The sequence below is a fragment of the Rhizobium sp. HT1-10 genome (assembly GCF_049472505.1).
In the GTDB taxonomy this organism is placed as follows: Bacteria; Pseudomonadota; Alphaproteobacteria; order Rhizobiales; family Rhizobiaceae; genus Rhizobium.
The window spans coordinates 160,016-177,900 of record NZ_JBCEBQ010000004.1 but is presented as its reverse complement, the minus strand read 5'-3'; the positions used below and the strand labels follow the sequence as shown (position 1 = coordinate 177,900).

Genomic DNA, 17,885 nt, shown 5'->3' with positions numbered 1-17,885 from the left:
GGTCAATGATTCCAGCGCGCAGATAAAGGAACCGCCCGATGCAAACTCGTGACTTCTTCAAGCCCGGCCGTTCCGTGGCAATCTCCGACCGTGGCATGGCTGCGACCTCCCACCCGCAGGCCACGCTTGCGGCGGTCGATATATTGCGCGCTGGCGGCACCGCAGTGGATGCGGCAGTTGCCGCCGTGGCGCTGCAATCGGTCATCGATCCCTTGATGACCGGCATCGGTGGCGATTGCTTTGCGCTCTACTGCCCTGCCGGCGGCACGCCGGTCGCCCTCAACGGCTCCGGACGCTCGCCGAAAAAGGCGGTCCTCGACCATTATCTGGAAAAGGGCCTGACAACGATTGCCGATGACAGCCCGCATGCAGTGACCATTCCGGGGGCCGTCGATGCGTGGTGCCAGCTGATCGAGCGCCATGGAAGCTTTGGCCTCGACCGCGTTCTCGCGCCGGCCATTGCGGCGGCCGAGGAAGGCTATGTCATCACGCCCCGCGTCGAGCTGGACTGGACGCGCTATGCCGATCGCGTCGCCAAGTTTGCCGATTCGGCAGCCTATTTCCTGCCAAACGGCCGAGCGCCGCGCACCGGGGAGCGCATGGTCAATCCGGCTCTGGGCGCCACCCTTCGCGCTATTGCCCGCAATGGGCGCGACGGCTTTTACCATGGTGCAGTGGCTGACGAGATCGCGACGCTGCTTCGCTCGCTCGGCGGCCTGCATGAGGAAAGTGACTTCACCGAATACAAGGCTTTCGAGACCAAACCCATTTCCGCCGGATATCGCGGCCTCGATCTCCTGGAGTGCCCGCCCAACGGCCAGGGACTGGCGGCTTTGCTCATCACGCGTATCCTCGATGGATTCGACCTGCGCGATCCCCGGCTGACGGAAGCCGACCGCATTCACCTGTTGGCCGAGGCAACCAAGGCAGGCTATGCCCGCCGCGACCAGCTGATCAGCGATCCGGACCATATCGCCTTCGATATCGATGACATTCTTTCGGACCGCTCGATCGACGCCATCAGACGCGAGATCAGCCTGGAGCGGGCCTTGCCGGCCTCGACCTGGGACGGACCGACCCACAAGGATACCGTCTACGTGTCCGTGGTGGACCGTGACGGCAATGCGATTTCCCTGATCAACTCTGTGTTCTTTCCGTTCGGCAGCGGCATCTATGCCGCGCGCAGCGGCGTGCTCCTGCAAAATCGCGGTGCCGGTTTCGTGCTCACCCCGGGCCATTCGAATGCGATTGGGCCCGGCAAGCTGCCGTTTCACACGATCATCCCGGGCATGCTGATGGACAAGGGTCGGCCGCTTATGAGCTTTGGTGTGATGGGTGGGCAATACCAGGCATGCGGCCACGCCCATTTGCTGAGCCAGGTTCTCGACCGTGATCTCGATCCGCAGCAGGCGAGCGACCAACCGCGTAGCTTCTACTATGGCGGCAAGCTTTCGCTGGAGCCGACGATTTCACCGGAGATTCGTGCCGATCTCGACCGGCGGGGACACAGCACCGAATGGGCCGACGAGCCTATCGGCGGGGCGCAGGCCATCTATATCGACCATCAGCGCGGGCTATTGCTGGGTGGGTCGGACCACCGCAAGGACGGCATCGCGCTTGGCTATTGAAGCCTGCTCGTGAAAACCACGCAAAAAAGGCCTCGCAAGCGCAAGGCCTTTTTTTATTCCGAAGGTGGATTAAGCGGGCTGGCCGCCTTCTTCTTCTTCAAACGTGATTGCGACGTCGGCATTGGCGGACAGACGCACGCGTTCACCCTCGACTTCAGCCACGAGGCTGAGGTCGATATAGTGGTGATGTCCCTTGTGTGAGCCCTCGCCGCTATCTTTCTTCGTCAGCTTGATCCGCGATCCCTCGACGTGGTCGACGGTGCCGACATGCACGCCATCAGCGCCAATAACTTCAGCATGTTCTTTAATTGTCGAAGCATTTATCATAGCGTTCTCCTTGTAATGTATTCGTAACGCATCAGTGCGCTTTTAGATGCAGTGCGTAGCGAATAAATGCGCAGGCTACGAATTTGTTCAGAAGCAGTTCACGGCCGCAACAACATGATATGGCAAGCATTCCGCTGGTAGATCAGCGCATTCGTATTCGGGCAGCAGTCATGACGTTAAGAGCAGAAGATCTTAGTGCCAATCAACACTTTCTAACCGCAATCTTGAAATGCGCTCACGAGTTGATTGCGATCTATCACGAGAACCCACGCATAGCCTCGATATTTGCCGCACAGCAGCGATGGCTTCTTGCCCATGCGGGATTTGCTCTTCATTTCGGATATCCTGAAGAAGCGGGACGTGGTCTTTATGCCGCCCGATATGTCGATCTAGTGCTGCGGCACAAAATTGCCAGCCGCAATACAGCCGTCGCCTTCCTTCAGGAAATGCTTGCCTATCGTTTCCTGGCGACGGCCCCGGGCGGTATCGACAAACGCACCCGATTGCTGGAGCCGACGACAACAGCCGTAGAGTATCTGGGGCGCTGGATAAGCACGCATCTCTTCATCCTCGATCATCTCGATGGGGGCGCAAGAATGGAGCAGATGGCAGCACAGCCAGCCGCGGTCGGCGTCATGCAGCCGCTCATTGCCCAGCAAATCATCAACAGCGATGCCGTTCGCAATCCAGGTCCGAGCTTCGCCCTGTTCAACTGGGTCAACTCAGGCGGGGTGGTGATGGATTACCTAGTCTCCCGCATCACCTCCATGGAAGGGGATTCCGACAGGATCATGATCGGCTCGATCTCCATGCGGGACATCCACCAGCAGTTCATGATCTCCAACGCCCATCTGAAGCGCCTCCTGAAGCAGGCTGCCGGCATGGGCAGCGTCGGCTGGGCGGGCGTGCCCGGCAAGAGCAGTTTTTGGCTATCGCGCGGTTTCGTTGCGGAGTACTGGAACTACCAGGCCGAGAAATTTGCCGTTATCGACGCGGCCTTCCAGGCCGCCATGGACGAACTGCAGACATCGCCCCGGTTCCTCCGATCCTAATCATCGCGGTCTCGGCATGCTTGGATCCAACGGTCCGCAGGAAGAACGAATGACATCTCTCCCAGACAGTAAAGCCGCAACAGGCGACACCGCTGCAAAGCGTGAACTTCTCTCGACCGGCAGCCTGCGGGTCGGGGTGATTGCGGCACCTGCGCCATCGGTTCTTTTCGTGACCTTTGACAGGGAGAGTGGTTCTTACCGAGGTGTCACCGTCGATCTGGCCGAGCATCTTGCTCGGCAACTTGGCGCGCCGCTGGCCATTGAGGGCTTTGCAAATTCCGGCGCCTGCACCGAGGCGCTGGAAAGTGGCCGGATCGATCTCAGCTTCATGCCGGTCGACAGCGAGCGCAGCCAGCGCGTTGCCTTCGGGCCAGCTTACTACATTCTGGAAAGCACTTACCTTGTCAGCGCCGCCTCGGGGATCTCGGATCTCGCCGGCGTGGATCGCGCGGGCGTGCGTGTGGTGGGCATCGCCAATACCACGACCATTCGCAGCGCTGCCCGCACCCTGCAGCGAACGGTTCCTGCAGCGCTCTCGACGATTGCCGAAGCTGTCAATGCGATCCGGGATGGCGAGGCGGACGCACTGGCTCTGTCACGCGACGCCTTCCGGACGTTGCTGCCGCTCTTGCCGGGCGCACGCGTTCTCGATGGTGGCTTCCAGTCGACAGGAATAGCCATCGCGGTCGGACGCGACAAACCGTCGGCTCTTGCCCGTGTCAGCCAGTTCATGGAAGAGGCCAAGTCATCGGGTCTGGTCCGCCGGGCACTGGATTCGACCGGCTTTGCCGATGAGCCGGTCGCGGCTTGATGGCTCTAAAGTGTTGCAACGAGTGATGTTCTTGCTGTCCGTATGGACAAAATTTAATCCCGCCACAAATTCCTTCTGGGCTTGCCGCGCTATATGGTCGCGACCGTTGGCTCTTCTCTGGAACGATGAAAGAAGGTGAATGAATGGCTCGGACTTCTCGGGTCTTGATATCAGTCGTCATCCTGGGAGCAATCGGGATCGGCGCCTACGTGCTCCGGGACCGGTGGGTCGGGCCGGCCGAGCGGTTGCTTGGCCTCAGTTCCTCGCCAAACACACAGCAGGCGAGCGGAACGCGCGGCAGCGGAAGACGCCGGGGTGCGGCGCAGTCCACAGGCCCAACATCGGTTCTGACGGCTGTCGCCAAAATGACCGACGTCCCCGTCTATATCAACGGCGTCGGCTCGGTGAAGCCGCTCAATACCGTGACCGTGCGCCCGCAAGTCAGCGGCAAACTGCTTGAGATCGACTTCGAGGAAGGCCAGGACATCAAGAAGGGCGATGTCATCGCCCGTATCGACGATGCGGTCTACAAGGCGGCTCTGGACCAGGCTGTCGCCAAGAAGGCCCAGGATCAGGCGCTGCTGCAGAACGCCCAAACCGATTTCGAGCGATACCAGCGGCTCGTGCAATCAAGCTCAGGAACACAGCAACAGGTCGACACGGCCCGCTTCCAGGTTGCCCAGTACCAGGCACAGGTCCAGTCGGACCAGGCGGCCATCGAAAGCGCGCAGGCGACCCTCGACTATACCACCATCAAAGCGCCCATCGACGGACGCACCGGTATTCGCAACGTCGATATCGGCAACATCGTCAGCGGCACCGATACGACCGGAATTGTCACCCTCTCGCAGATTCGGCCGATTTCCGTCGTGTTTTCGGTCCCACAGCAGCAGCTGGCGAAGGTCAACGCAGCCAACGCAGGTGGCGCGCTCAGTGTGGAGGCGCTGTCCGGCGGCGAGCAGAGAGTGGTCGACACCGGTTCGCTGTCTGTCGTCGACAACCAGGTCGATACCACCACCGGTACCGTCAAGCTGAAGGCGACGTTTCCGAACGAGAAGCTTGCGCTCTGGCCGGGCGCCTTCGTCAATGCCCGGCTGCTGCTGGAAACCATGAAGGGGGTCGTGGTCATACCGACCGCTGCCGTGCAGCGCGGCCCGAACGGGACCTTCGTCTACCTGTTGCAGCCGGACCAGACCGTCCTGATGAAGACCGTAGAGGTCGGGCAACAGGATGATGTGCAGGCGGTCATTACCTCAGGCGTCGCCGCTGGCGACACCGTGGTCACCACCGGCTTCGCGCGGCTGCAGACCGGCTCGAAGGTCGAGGTCTCGCAGCCTGCTGCACCGGTCGCCTCCGATGCTGCAGCCCCCGGCTCCGCCACCGATGGAAAGCCGCATCGCCGGCACAATGGCAACGGCACCAACAAGCCGGCAGATGACGGGGCGGCATCACCCGCGCCGCCCGCAACGCCGCAATGAGTGTCTCCTCGCTGTTCATCAACCGGCCGATCGCTACGTCGCTGCTGGCGGCCGCCATCCTGCTCGGCGGCCTGCTCGGCTATTCGGAACTCCCGGTGGCCCCGCTGCCGCAGGTCGACTTCCCGACAATCCGGGTAACGACCCAGCTTCCGGGCGCCGACCCGGATACCATGGCGTCGCTGGTGACGGCGCCGTTGGAGCGGCCACTCGGACAGATCCCGTCGCTTGCCTCGATGACCTCGTCGAGCGCCTTCGGCATCAGCCAGATCACGCTGCAGTTCGATCTCGGGCGCAACATCGACGGGGCCGCGCAGGACGTGCAGGCTGCGATCAACGCTGCCGGATCGACACTGCCAAAGACGCTTCCCTACCCGCCCACCTATTCAAAGGTGAACCCGGCCGACACGCCGATCATCACCTTGGCGCTGCGCTCGAACAGTTATTCGATCCGTAATCTCAGCGATTTCGCCGACACGATGATGGCGCAGAAGCTGAGTCAGGTGAGTGGCGTCGGCAATGTCAGCATCCAGGGCGGCGTCAAGCCGGCCATTCGCATCCAGGCAAACCTTTCGCGTCTCGCGTCCTATGGCCTTGCGCTCGAGGATATCCGCACGGCGATCGTCGCCGCCAGCGTTGCCGGGGCAAAAGGTGCGCTTGACGGCACCCAGCAGTCCTTCACGCTGGCTGCCAATGATCAGATCGTCGATCCGGAAGCCTACAAGTCGGTCATCGTCGCCTACCGCAGCAATGCGCCTATCTTCCTGAAGGATGTGGCCGATGTGGTGGAAGGGCTTGAAAACACGCGTGTCGGCGCCTGGTATCAGGGCGAACCGGCCGTCATCCTCGACGTCATGCGCCAGCCAGGTGCAAACGTCATTCAGACGGTCGCCGACGTCCTCAAGCAATTGCCGCAGCTGAAGGAGGCGCTGCCGGCCGGTATCGCGCTCGATATCGTCAACGACCGGACGGAGACGATCCGCGCCTCGATCCATGACGTGCAATGGACGCTGGCTCTCAGCATCGGGCTGGTCATTCTCGTCGTCTTCGTTTTCCTGCGCACCGTGACGGCGACCATCATCGCGGCGGTGGCCCTGCCGCTGTCGCTGATCGCCACATTCGGGGTCATGTGGTTTGCGGGCTTCAGCCTCGACAATCTTTCACTGATGGCGCTGACGATCGGCACCGGCTTCGTCGTCGATGATGCGATCGTCATGATCGAGAACATCGCCCGCCACATCGAGGAAGGCGACGACCCCATGCATGCGGCGCTGAAAGGCGCCGGCGAGATCAGCTTCACAATCATCTCGCTGACCTTCTCACTGGTCGCCGTGTTCATTCCGCTGCTGTTCATGACGGGCATCGTCGGCCGGATGTTCCGGGAATTCGCGCTGACGCTCACCATCGCAGTCGTCGTATCTGCGATCATCTCCTTGACCCTGACGCCAATGATGTGCGCTCGCATCCTGCGTAAGCCCGCTGAAGGGCGCCGCGGGATGCTGGCCGGTACTGACCGGATGATGGATCGGCTGATCGGCGGCTATCGCGCCAGTCTGGTCTGGGCAATCGACCGCAGTCCTCTGATGCTGCTGCTGACGATGATAACGCTGGTGGCAACCATTGGTCTCTATATCGTCATCCCGAAGGGCTTTTTGCCGCCGCAAGATACCGGGTTGATTACCGCTGTGATCGAGACCGAACCGACGACCTCGTTCGAATCGATGAAGCGCACCCAGGCGCTGGTGACCGATCGCCTTCGCCATGATCAGGACGTCACGGGCATCGTCTCCGTGGTCGGGGCGAGCGCCAACAACCTGACGCTCAATACCGGAACGCTGAGCCTGGTTCTGAAGCCGCGTTCGGACCGCGCATCCTCCTCGGCCGAGATCATCGATCGGCTGCGCGAGGAAGTCGCCGGCATGCCAGGCGTGCACGTCACCTTCCAGAGCGTGCGCGACATCAGCATCAGCACGCGCTCCAGCCGGGCACCTTACCAGTATACGCTTACTGGAACGGATACCGCTGCCGTGGTCGATTGGGCGCAGAAGCTCGCAGCGCGGCTGCAGCAGGCCCCTGTCCTCATCGATGTTTCCTCGGAAGTGCAGACGGGCGGCGGTCGGATCTTTGTCGATGTCGACAGGGAAACGGCCTCCCGTCTCGGGGTTTCGATGCAGGCTGTCAGCGATACGTTGAACGACGCCTTCGGCCAGCGCCAGATCGCCACCATCTACGGCCAGTCCAACCAGTATCGCGTCATCATCGAGGCGGCACCGCAGTTTCAGGCCGACCCCAAATCGCTCGACAGGCTCTACGTCGCCGGCAGCAACGATGTGCAGGTGCCGCTCAACGCGTTTTCGACCGCAACCTTCACCACCGCCCCGCTGGTCATCAGCCATGACAAGCAGTTTCCTTCGGTGACGCTGAGCTTCGACCTGGCGAAAGGCGCATCCCTCAGCGACGCCGTTAGCGCGGTCAGTGCCGCCGAGCAGGAAATTGGCATGCCGAACAGCATCCAGCGTGCCTATTCGGGCGACGCGGAGGAATTCTCTTCGTCACTGGCCGGCGAGCCCTGGCTGATCCTGGCCGCCGTGGTGACGATCTATATCGTTCTCGGACTGCTCTATGAAAGTGCCATTCACCCGATCACCATCCTCTCGACACTGCCATCCGCCGGCGTCGGGGCGCTGCTGGCGCTGATGCTGTTCGGCCAGGACCTGTCGCTGATCGCGCTGATCGGCATCGTCCTGCTGATGGGGATCGTCAAGAAGAACGCCATCATGATGATCGACTTTGCACTTGAGGCAGAGCGAAGCGGCGGTCTTTCGCCGCGCGAGGCGATCCTGCAGGCTTCGATCCTGCGTTTCCGGCCGATCATGATGACGACGCTGGCGGCGCTGTTCGGCGCGCTGCCGCTGGCACTGGCGAGCGGCACGGGCGCCGAGCTGCGAATCCCGCTCGGCATCAGCATCGTCGGCGGCCTCGTGCTCAGCCAGTTGCTGACGCTTTACACGACGCCAGTGATCTATCTCGCCTTCGAGCGGCTGCGCAGCCGCGTTGTCGGCCGACCGACGGGGACCCCGGCGCCCGAGGCAAGTGAAGCCGGGGGGCGTCCATGAATATCTCCGAGCCGTTCATCAAGCGGCCGGTCGGCACGACGCTGCTGTCGATCGGGCTGATGATCCTCGGCTTCGTCGCCTATTTCTTCCTGCCGGTCGCCAGCCTGCCGACTGTCGATCTGCCGACCATCATCGTCTCGGCCAGCCGGCCGGGTGCCGATCCGGCCAGCATGGCAGCCAGCGTCGCCGCACCGCTCGAGCGCCACCTCGGCACCATCGCCGGCGTCACCGAGCTCACTTCCGTCAGTTCCCTCGGCTCGACCAGCATCGCCATCCAGTTCGATCTGTCTCGCAGCGTGGATGGCGCCGGCCAGGATGTGCAGGCGGCGCTCAACGCTGCAGCCATCGACCTGCCCGCAGACTTGCCGACCCTTCCGTCCTTCCGCAAGGTCAATCCCGCTGCCGCCCCCGTGCTCATTCTGGCGCTGACATCCGACAATGTGGCGCCGAGCGCCGTCTACGATGCTGCCGACACCGTTGTGGTCCAGCAGATTTCGCAGGTCGACGGCGTCGGCGAGGTCACCGCCAGTGGCGCCGACCAGCCGGCCGTGCGGGTGCGCCTGAACCCGGACAGGCTTTCGGCCATGGGCTTGTCGCTCGATGCGGTGCGCACGGCGATCGTCAATGCGAATATGCTCGGGCCAACCGGCTCGATCGATGGCAGCGACGGTGCATTCGCGATCGGCGTGAACGCGCAGTTGAAAACACCGGAGGCCTATGGCCGCATCGTCATCCGCAGCGGCGATGGAACCTCGGTTCGGCTTTCCGATATCGCCACCGTCGAGCCTGGCGTGCGCAACAGTCGTTCCGACGCGTGGTATAATGGCAAGCCATCCGTGCTGCTCAACATCACCAAGGAGGCGAACGCCAATGTCATCGCCACCGTCGATGCGGTGAAGGCGCTCATCCCGGAACTGCAGAAGACCATACCGGCCGGGATCGACATCGCCATCCTCTCCGACCGGACGACAACGATCAATGCCAGCGTCGACGATATGCAGTGGACGCTGCTGGCGACGGTACTCCTCGTCATGGTCGTTGTTTTCGTCTTTCTGCAGCGGACAACGCCGACGGTTGCCGCCGGTGTCACCGTGCCTTTGTCGCTGGCCGGAACCTTCGCGCTGATGTGGGCCTGGGGTCTCTCGATCGACAATCTGTCGCTGATGGCGCTCGTCGTATCGGTCGGCTTTGTCGTCGACGATGCCATTGTCATGATCGAGAACATCACCGCCAACCTCGAGAAGGGTATGCGGCCGATGCAGGCGGCCATGGAAGGCGCGCGGCAGATCGGCTTCACGGTCATTTCCATCAGCCTGTCGCTGCTGGCGGCCTTTATCCCGCTGTTCTTCCTCGGCGGCATTATTGGCCGGTTCTTCCAGGCTTTTTCCCTGACGCTCGGCTTCACGATCGTCGTCTCGACGGTAGTCTCGCTTACCCTAACCCCGATGATCTGCGGCCATTGGCTGCGCCACCGCGATACCGACATGGCGCGCAACCTGTTTGCACGCGTCGTCGAGGGAACGCTTGATGCCATCATCGGCTTCTACGGCAGGACGTTGAAGGCGGTGCTGCATCACCGCGTGCTGGCCGTGCTGGTAATCTTCGGCTGCGTTGCCATCACTGCCTTCCTTTACGTCAAGGTGCCTAAAGGCTTCATACCCCAGGATGACACGGGCTTCATCCAGGGCGGCACGCAGGCCGCGACCGATATTTCCTATCCTGCCATGGTGGTGCTGCAGCAGAAGGCCGCTGAAATCGCAGCGGCGGACCCCGCCGTTGCCGGCGTCGGCTCCTCCGTCGGCGGGGGTGGCTTTTCCAGCTCCATCAATCGCGGCCAGCTGCTGATCTCGCTGAAGCCGCCCTCGGAGCGGGTCTCCACCAATGAGGTGATCGCGCGGCTGAGAACGGAGATGACGAAGGTGCCGGGCTTGAGTACCTTCCTGTTTTCTCCCGGCGATATTCGAGCCGGAGCGCGATCGTCGCAGTCGCAATATCAGTTCACCCTCTGGGATTCGAACTACGACGAACTGGTCGAATGGGCGCCGAAGGTGCTGGCAGCGCTGCAGGGCGAGCCGGCACTGGCGGATGTGGCCACCGATCGACAGCCGAACGGGCTGCAGGCGACCGTCAATATCGATCGCGGCGAGGCGTCCAGGCTCGGCGTCAGCATCCAGTCGATCGACAGCGCCCTTAACAACGCCTTTGCCCAACGGCAGATCTCGACGATCTACAGCCAGCGCAACCAGTACCGCGTCGTGCTGGAGGCGGATCCGAACTATGCGCGGGACCCCGAGCAGATCCTCAATCTCTATGTGCCGGCATCGGGCGGAACGCAGGTGCCGCTCAGCAGTGTCGCCAAGGTCGAGCGAACGCTGGCACCGCTTGTCGTCAACCACCAGGGGCAATTCCCGGCGGTGACCATTTCGTACAACCTTGCTTTGGGCGCAACGCTGCAAGCGGCAAACGACAGCGTCGTGCGCGCGGTTGCCGACCTCCACCTGCCGGATTCGCTGCATGCCGAGTTTGCCGGGGATGCGGCCAACGCAGCGCAATCCTCGGGCGGCCAGCCGCTGCTGCTGGTCGCGGCTTTGCTAGCCGTCTATATTGTCCTGGGCGTTCTCTACGAGAGCCTCGCCCACCCACTGACCATCATCTCGACCTTGCCGTCGGCCGGACTTGGCGCCCTGTTGGCGCTGGAGATCAGTGGCACTGAGTTGACGATTATCGCCTTCATCGGCATCGTTCTGCTGATCGGCATCGTCAAGAAAAACGGCATCATGCTGGTGGACTTTGCCCTGGAGGCGGAACGCAAGGACGGACTTTCCTCCGAGGAAGCGATCTTCCAGGCTTGCCTGCAGCGTTTTCGCCCGATCCTGATGACGACGCTGGCCGCCATCATGGGCGCCGTACCCCTGATCATCGCCACTGGGCCGGGCTCGGAGCTCCGCCGTCCGCTCGGTATTACCATCGTCGGCGGTCTGGTGATCTCGCAGATCCTGACGCTCTATACCACGCCGATCATCTATCTGATGCTGGCAAAGCTGCACCGGCGTTGGTCATTTCGCGTCTTTCCCGGGCGGAAGACACCGCCCGGTTCCGAGCCCTCGGCACTAGGCTAGTTCAGGCAATCGACCAGATCACCGACCAAGGTGAGAGCTTCCCGTCGGTCAAGCCACCTTCGGACCAGATGATGCGACCTTCCGGCGCTGCGGCGCCCTGAATATCGTCGGCGCCGACATTGGCCAGCAGCCTCAGCGACGTTCCATCGCCAAGCGCCCACCGCACGTCGATCGACTTTCCTTCCACACGATAGGCGCCGCTATTCCCGCCGATATTTTCGAGGCGCGGAATGATCTCCTTGTGCCTGATCGCCAGCAGATTGCGGTAGTAAGCCAGGCGTTCCGCGCCCTCTCCCGAGGTCGCGTCCTGCCAATCCAGCTTGGCGGAAAGAAACGTCTCCCGTTTGGTTGGGTCCGGCGCATTGGCAGCACTGTCGCCATCGCCAAAGCCCGGTAGCCGCGAAAGTTCCTCCCGTCGACCTTTCCGGACGATGGCGTTCAGTTCTTCGTTGAAGTCACAAAAGTAAGGGAAAGGCTGCCTCGCATCCCATTCCTCGCCCATGAACAGCATCGGGATCTGCGGCGAGAGAAGGTAGATCGCTGCCATCGCGCGGATGGCCTCGGCAGACGCTGTCTCGTTCAGGCGGTCGCCGAAAGCGCGGTTACCGATCTGGTCGTGGTTCTGGATGAAGGCAATGAAGGCTGTCGGCGGCAACCCGCCGCTCGGCTGGCCGCGCTCGGCGCCGCGATAGGGCATGTGCTCGCCCTGGTAGACGAAGCCCTCGGCCAAGCCACGACCGATCTTGGCAGTGTCATCGGCAAAATCCGCGTAATAGCCAAAATCCTCGCTCGTTGCCGCGACATGCAGGACGTGATGCATGTCGTCGTTCCATTGGGCGGTGTAGAGCTCGGGCTTGCCGTAGTTGTTTCGAAACAGCAGCGCGCTGTTGTTTTCCTCGTTCTCGACGATGAGATGGATATGGCGCCCCGAAATCTCGCTGCGAATACGGCGGGCCATTTCCTTCAATAGATGCTCGCGGCTGTCATCGACGATGGCATGCACCGCGTCGAAACGCAGTCCGTCGACCCGATACTCCTGGAGCCAATGCAGGGCGTTCTGGATGACGAATTCGCGGACGAACTGCGAGTCTTCGCCGTCGTAGTTGATCCCCTGTCCCCAGGGGGACTTGTGCTTGTCGGTAAACAGCGGCGCATAGAGCGGCAGATAATTTCCATCGGGACCGAAGTGATTGTAGATCACGTCAAGGAAAATACAGAGGCCGCGCTGGTGGGCAGCGTCCACCAAAGCCTTCAGATCCTCCGGGCGGCCATAGCTGGTATGGGGCGCATAGGGCAGCACGCCGTCGTAGCCCCAGCCACGTTCGCCGGGAAAATCGTTGACCGGCATCAGTTGCAGCACCGTGACGCCAAGGGCTACCAAGTGGTCCAGCCGATCGATGAGAGCACGGAACGTGCCTTCAGGTGTGAAGGTGCCGACGTGCAGCTCATAAACGACGGCCTCTTCCCAGCGCCGGCCGGACCATTCCCTGGCCTGCCATTGATAGGTTTCGGGGTCGATCACTTCGCTATCGCCATGCGGGCCAGCCGGCTGAAAGCGAGATGCCGGGTCCGGCACCTCCATCCCGTCCTCGAGAACGAACTTGTACGCGGTTCCCGCACCGGCACCGTCGACGTTGGCGCTGAACCAGCCATCGACGCCTGCCGCCATGGAAATCGGCTGTCCGCCGTCAATCTTCAGCGAGACAACGCGCTGGCGTGGAGCCCAAAGACGGAAAAGTATGCCGCTGGCAGTGAAGACAGGGCCGAAATGGGCAAGGCTCACGGGTTACACTTTCTTGCGATAGGTTGAAAATCATCAACCGCGTAACCGACTGCAAACGGAAATGTTCCGCTGTTGACCCGTGAACGACAGGGCATATATCGCGTGACTGTCGCAAGGTGCAAACCAGCGACAACTTTGTCCGGAACCGTTTTGGCGTGAAACTGTTTAGACGGATCAACTACATAGGAGCGCATCATGGCTCGTGGCACAACGGCTCGCGGTCGATTCAAGTATTTCATCCTGGCGCTCATCGCCCTCGCCTGCATCCTTGCTGGCGGATATATCGTCTTCATCCACCCAGGCGATACGCACAACGACGTCAAGCCGCTCGACACATCCTCAGTGTCAATGCCGCCACTGAAGGTCGCGTAATTTAGGTGCGAGGAGAGAAAGATCGGCGCGCCCTTCGCGTCGGTTTCTTTCCGTTTTCAGCCAATCCAAAACGAAAAAGCCTGCCGCGGGAGGAGGTGCGGCAGGCTTTTCGAAAAGAACCGATCAGCAACAGGGAGGAGGAGTGTTGCCGATCCTACGAAAGATCCTGGGAGGAGGAGTGGATCCTTCGTAAACCTCGAAGCTTTGCGGGAGGAGGTGCATCGCTTCGATGAAGATAGATATAGCGAATTTCTGCTCAAAACCCAGGCAAAAATTCGCAGGGCAGCTATGCGTTATGCGCGGGGCGAATGGCTGACGGCAGCCCTGGGAAACCATCCTCCCGAAATCCCTCGATTCAGCCCGCTGGAAACGGGTTCCGCTCGCCGAAGCCGACCTGATGCCAGTATGGATAGGCCTTCGGGCGATCGCTCGCTGCATCCAGACGCGCCACCTGTTCAGCCGTCAGGTTCCAACCGATAGCCCCGAGATTATCGCGAAGCTGAGTCTCGTCTCGGGCACCGACGATGATGCTCGACACGGTCGGGCGCTGCAGCAGCCAGTTGAGCGCCACCTGAGGGATTGTCTTGCCGGTTTCCCTGGCAACGTCATCGAGCGCCTCGACCACCGTGTAGAGATACTCGTTGTCCACCTGCGGCCCCTGCTCTCCGGTCTTGTGCAGCCGGCTGACCGCCGGCAGAGGCTGGCCGCGCCGAATCTTGCCCGTCAAACGGCCCCAGCCGAGCGGGCTCCAGATGACAGCGCCGACCTTCTGATCGACGCCGAGGGGCATCAGTTCCCATTCATAGTCCCTGCCGATCAGCGAGTAATAGGTTTGGTTGGCGACATAGCGCGGCAGGTTGTGGCGTTCGGCAATGGCCAGCGACTTCATCAAGTGCCAACCGGAGAAATTAGAACAGCCGACATAGCGGATCTTACCGGCACGCACGAGGTCATCGAGCGTCGACAGGGTTTCCTCGATGGGCGTCATTGCATCGAACCCATGCAGCTGGAAAAGGTCGATGTAATCCGTCTTCAGGCGCTTCAGAGCCTGGTCGACCGCACGGATCAGATGGAAGCGTGAAGAGCCGACATCGTTCGGTCCGTCGCCCGACCTGAAGGTTGCCTTTGTCGAGATCATCAGCGCATCGCGGCGCCCCTTGATCGCCTCCCCGAGCACCTCCTCGGCAACGCCGCCGGAATAGATATCGGCACTATCGAAGAAATTGAGGCCGGCATCAAGGCAGATGTCGATCAGGCGGCTGGCCTCCTGGACATCCGTCGTGCCCCAGGCGCCGAAAAAATCTCCCTTGCCACCGAATGTACCGGTGCCGAAGCTGAGGACCGGAACGCGGAGACCTGAGCCACCGAGATAACGATATTCCATTTGATGATCTCCATTGAACAGTCAAGGTTGCGCCTGCGTGTCGAACCTAAACCCGGCCTCCGCCGGCGACGGAAGACACGGGGGCTTGCGCCATCTCTGGCCAGCGTCGAACAGTTGACCTAGCGTGGCATCCAAAGTTGCCAAGGTCCATCAAATCACTATCGTGTGGCGACAAGAAGCAGCAGCGTGGAGAAAGCGACGTGGTGGATAGGCTCAAGGGCAAAGTTGCGATTATTTCTGGCGGTGCCACTGGTATGGGCGGCGCCTCATCTCTGCTCTTCGCAGCGGAGGGGGCAAAGGTTGCTATCATCGACCGAAATGGCGCAGCGGCGGCCGAAACCGTCAGTGAAATACGCCGCCGGGGTGGGGTTGCGGAGCACTGGGTCGCCGATGTTTCTGAGGAGGCCGAGGTCAACGCCGCCGTCGCCGCCGTGGAGAAGACATTCGGCCCGACCACCGTGCTGTTCAACCACGCAGGCACGATCGTTATCAAGCCGTTCCTGGAGACAACGCTCGAGGACTGGGAGTGGCTGCATGCGGTGAATGTCCGTTCGATGTTTCTGATGACCCGCGCCGTGCTGCCGCAGATGCTTGCGGCCGGGGGCGGGTCTATCGTCTGCACATCGTCCATCTCAGCGGTCGCGGCCACGCCGATGGAGGTTCTCTACGATACCACGAAAGGGGCCGTGCACATGTTTGCGCGGGCGATCGCCGTGGAATTCCGAGACCGCAACATCCGCTGCAATGCCGTGTGCCCCGGCTTCATCCGCACGCCGCATGGGCTGAAAGAGGTGTCGGAGCTTCAGGCGCTGGGGGTCGACGTCTCGGATGCAGCGATTGCGGCCCAGCAGGGCCGGATCGGCGAGCCGGAAGACGTGGCACGGGCAGCACTTTATCTGGCGAGCGACGATTCGCATTTCGTCAACGGCGCGCATCTATTTGTCGACAACGGCTTTACCGCGATGTGATGATCAGACGAGGACGGGTTGCTCGACCCGTTCCTCGGTACCGAAGAACCTCAGGTAGCGCTCGACCTCGGCCGGCTCTCCTGTCGCCTTCTGCGGATTGTCGGACAGCTTGACGGCGGGGCGTCCATTGGCCTCGATCACCTTGCAGACGATCGAAATCGGCTTCAGGCCACTGATCTCGGTCGGCGCACAGCCGGCGAAGTCGTTGGTTAGGTTGGTACCCCAGCCAAAGCCCATCCGCGCCCGGCCGTCGAAATGACGATAGGTATCGATGATCGCATCGACATCCATGCCATCGGAAAAGATCAGCAGTTTTTGGCGCGGATCGCGGCCCATCTTCTCCCACCAGGCGATGATCTTTTCGCCGCCCTCGATGGGCGGCGCGCTGTCGGGACGAAAGCCGGTCCAGTCGGCCACCCATTCCGGTGCGTTGCGCAGGAAGGACGCGGTGCCGAATGCATCGGGAAGCACAATCAGCAGGTTGCCACCATAGAGCCGGTTCCAGTCGCGCAGAACCTTGTAAGGCGCATTGGCCAGTTCCGCATCGGTATTCGCCAGCGCCGCCGCTACCATCGGCAGTTCGTGCGCATTCGTCCCGACTGCTTCGAGATCCGAATCCATGGCCAGCAGGACATTGCTGGTGCCGGTGAACGCCTGCCCAACACCTTCCTTGAGCGCCTCCACGCACCAGCGCTGCCACAGGAAGCTGTGGCGGCGACGGGTGCCGAAATCCGAAATACGGAGATTGGGAAGCTCGCGCAGACGCTCGACCTTGCCCCACATCTTGGCTTTGGCCCGCGCGTAGAGCACGTCAAGCGTAAATGGTCCAAGCGCCTTCATCGCTGCACGGGAGCGCAACTCGTTGATGATGGCGAGCGCCGGAATTTCCCACATCGTCGTGTCTTTCCACGAACCGTGAAAATTGAGAACGTACTGGCCATCCTTCTTCGTAAGCTCGTAGTCCGGCAGCTGGAAATTCGACAGCCAGGCAAGGAATTCAGGCTCAAAGATCTGCGCCCGGCCATAGAAGGAGTTACCGGCGAGCCAGATCAGCTCCTTCTTGGAGAGCCGCAGGGTCCGGGCATGATCGAGCTGCTCGCGCAGCGCACCCTCGTCGATCTCGTCGGCAAGACGGACGGTCTTGGTGCGGTTGATGAGCGAGAACGTGGCGTTGACGTCCGGGTAAAGCTTCCAGATCATCTGCAGCATCAACAATTTGTAGAAATCGGTGTCGATCAGGCTGCGGATGATCGGATCGAGCTTCCAAGCGTGATTGTAGACGCGGTTGGCGATATCCGTCTTGGTCATGCTGGTCGTCCCGTGTCGCTGCGTCTTGTGCGTCCAGACTTACCCCACCGAACGAAGCAGCCGAGATCGCGATATTCTTATCAAAAAATGTTGGGGAAGAGTCCAGTCACGCAGAAGAAATCGGCGCAAATATATGCTCTGCCGCTCGCCAAACGCGCAGGGCTGCCCGTTCTTTAGTCAACTTCAGCGCTGCTGCGCGTCGGCTTCAGCGGGTGTTTGCGGGGCTGAGCTCGGGGGAGCCGTCGGCACCTGCGTATCGGCCGGAGCCGATGGCTGCATTTGCTCGCCCTTCTTGTCGCCCCATATTTCGACCGGGATCCAGACGATAAACGCCAGAACGAGGGCCGCGACGAGCACTGTCAGCACCCGGCGACCACTGCGCCCTTGCTTGGCCTTGGTTTCCGGGAGTTGCGATTCGACATGGAGCTTACCGTCGGATTGCTCGAAACGGGCCTCGGTTTCCATCGGTTTTGTCATTGCGGTCTCCTCCCATACGCGGTGCCACGGTGGCTGTTCGGTGCGCATCGTCATAAACGACCGCG

The 17,885-nt window shown here is 61.5% G+C and carries 13 protein-coding genes; 8 read left to right on the top strand and 5 right to left on the bottom strand.

The window, feature by feature from the left end; genetic code table 11:
• Window positions 1–38: 38 nt before the first annotated feature.
• Window positions 39–1,628, top strand: coding sequence for a gamma-glutamyltransferase family protein (locus tag VH564_RS12425; protein ID WP_423340149.1), 1,590 nt, complete (start codon window positions 39–41; stop codon window positions 1,626–1,628).
• A gap of 69 nt (window positions 1,629–1,697) precedes the next feature.
• Here VH564_RS12425 and VH564_RS12420 read toward each other — a convergent pair whose 3' ends face one another.
• Entirely contained in the window at window positions 1,698–1,955 is a 258-nt protein-coding gene (locus VH564_RS12420; protein WP_423340148.1) for a DUF2171 domain-containing protein, read from the bottom strand.
• A 170-nt stretch (window positions 1,956–2,125) separates the two neighbouring features.
• Here VH564_RS12420 and VH564_RS12415 point away from each other — a divergent pair, with 170 nt between their 5' ends.
• The 5 genes from VH564_RS12415 to VH564_RS12395 all read left to right on the top strand — a co-directional run bounded on the left by VH564_RS12415 (window position 2,126) and on the right by VH564_RS12395 (window position 11,528).
• Window positions 2,126–3,007 (top strand): hypothetical protein, encoded by an 882-nt coding sequence (locus VH564_RS12415; protein WP_423340147.1) that lies wholly within the window; start codon window positions 2,126–2,128, stop codon window positions 3,005–3,007.
• Between the two features lie 49 nt (window positions 3,008–3,056).
• Window positions 3,057–3,818 (top strand): transporter substrate-binding domain-containing protein, encoded by a 762-nt coding sequence (locus VH564_RS12410; protein ID WP_423340146.1) that lies wholly within the window; start codon window positions 3,057–3,059, stop codon window positions 3,816–3,818.
• Window positions 3,819–3,961: 143 nt separating this feature from the next.
• Complete coding sequence (locus VH564_RS12405) at window positions 3,962–5,296, top strand: efflux RND transporter periplasmic adaptor subunit (RefSeq protein ID WP_423340145.1); 1,335 nt, start codon at window positions 3,962–3,964, stop codon at window positions 5,294–5,296.
• Window positions 5,293–8,409: an efflux RND transporter permease subunit gene (locus VH564_RS12400; protein ID WP_423340144.1), complete on the top strand. Its 3,117-nt coding sequence runs from the start codon at window positions 5,293–5,295 to the stop codon at window positions 8,407–8,409. The genes VH564_RS12405 and VH564_RS12400 overlap by 4 nt, the downstream gene beginning before the upstream one ends.
• Window positions 8,406–11,528 carry an efflux RND transporter permease subunit gene (locus VH564_RS12395; protein ID WP_423340143.1) on the top strand — a complete coding sequence of 1,041 codons (3,123 nt, stop codon included), beginning with the start codon at window positions 8,406–8,408 and terminating at the stop codon, window positions 11,526–11,528. The genes VH564_RS12400 and VH564_RS12395 overlap by 4 nt, the downstream gene beginning before the upstream one ends.
• A gap of 1 nt (window position 11,529) precedes the next feature.
• Here the strand turns inward: VH564_RS12395 and treZ are convergent, their stop codons facing one another.
• Window positions 11,530–13,311 carry a malto-oligosyltrehalose trehalohydrolase gene (gene treZ / locus VH564_RS12390; RefSeq protein WP_423340142.1) on the bottom strand — a complete coding sequence of 594 codons (1,782 nt, stop codon included), beginning with the start codon at window positions 13,309–13,311 and terminating at the stop codon, window positions 11,530–11,532.
• Between the two features lie 195 nt (window positions 13,312–13,506).
• On the opposite strand from treZ, the gene VH564_RS12385 reads away from it, so the two are divergent.
• Entirely contained in the window at window positions 13,507–13,683 is a 177-nt protein-coding gene (locus VH564_RS12385; RefSeq protein ID WP_423340141.1) for a hypothetical protein, read from the top strand.
• 355 nt (window positions 13,684–14,038) lie between these two features.
• On the opposite strand, the gene VH564_RS12380 is transcribed toward VH564_RS12385, so the two are convergent.
• Window positions 14,039–15,067: an aldo/keto reductase gene (locus tag VH564_RS12380; protein ID WP_423340140.1), complete on the bottom strand. Its 1,029-nt coding sequence runs from the start codon at window positions 15,065–15,067 to the stop codon at window positions 14,039–14,041.
• Window positions 15,068–15,267: 200 nt separating this feature from the next.
• On the opposite strand from VH564_RS12380, the gene VH564_RS12375 reads away from it, so the two are divergent.
• Window positions 15,268–16,035: an SDR family NAD(P)-dependent oxidoreductase gene (locus VH564_RS12375; RefSeq protein ID WP_423340139.1), complete on the top strand. Its 768-nt coding sequence runs from the start codon at window positions 15,268–15,270 to the stop codon at window positions 16,033–16,035.
• A gap of 3 nt (window positions 16,036–16,038) precedes the next feature.
• Here the strand turns inward: VH564_RS12375 and pncB are convergent, their stop codons facing one another.
• Together pncB and VH564_RS12365 are read right to left on the bottom strand one after the other, a co-directional pair.
• Complete coding sequence (gene pncB, locus VH564_RS12370; RefSeq protein WP_423340138.1) at window positions 16,039–17,343, bottom strand: nicotinate phosphoribosyltransferase; 1,305 nt, start codon at window positions 17,341–17,343, stop codon at window positions 16,039–16,041.
• 183 nt (window positions 17,344–17,526) lie between these two features.
• Window positions 17,527–17,820, bottom strand: coding sequence for a hypothetical protein (locus VH564_RS12365; protein ID WP_423340137.1), 294 nt, complete (start codon window positions 17,818–17,820; stop codon window positions 17,527–17,529).
• Window positions 17,821–17,885 lie beyond the last annotated feature (65 nt).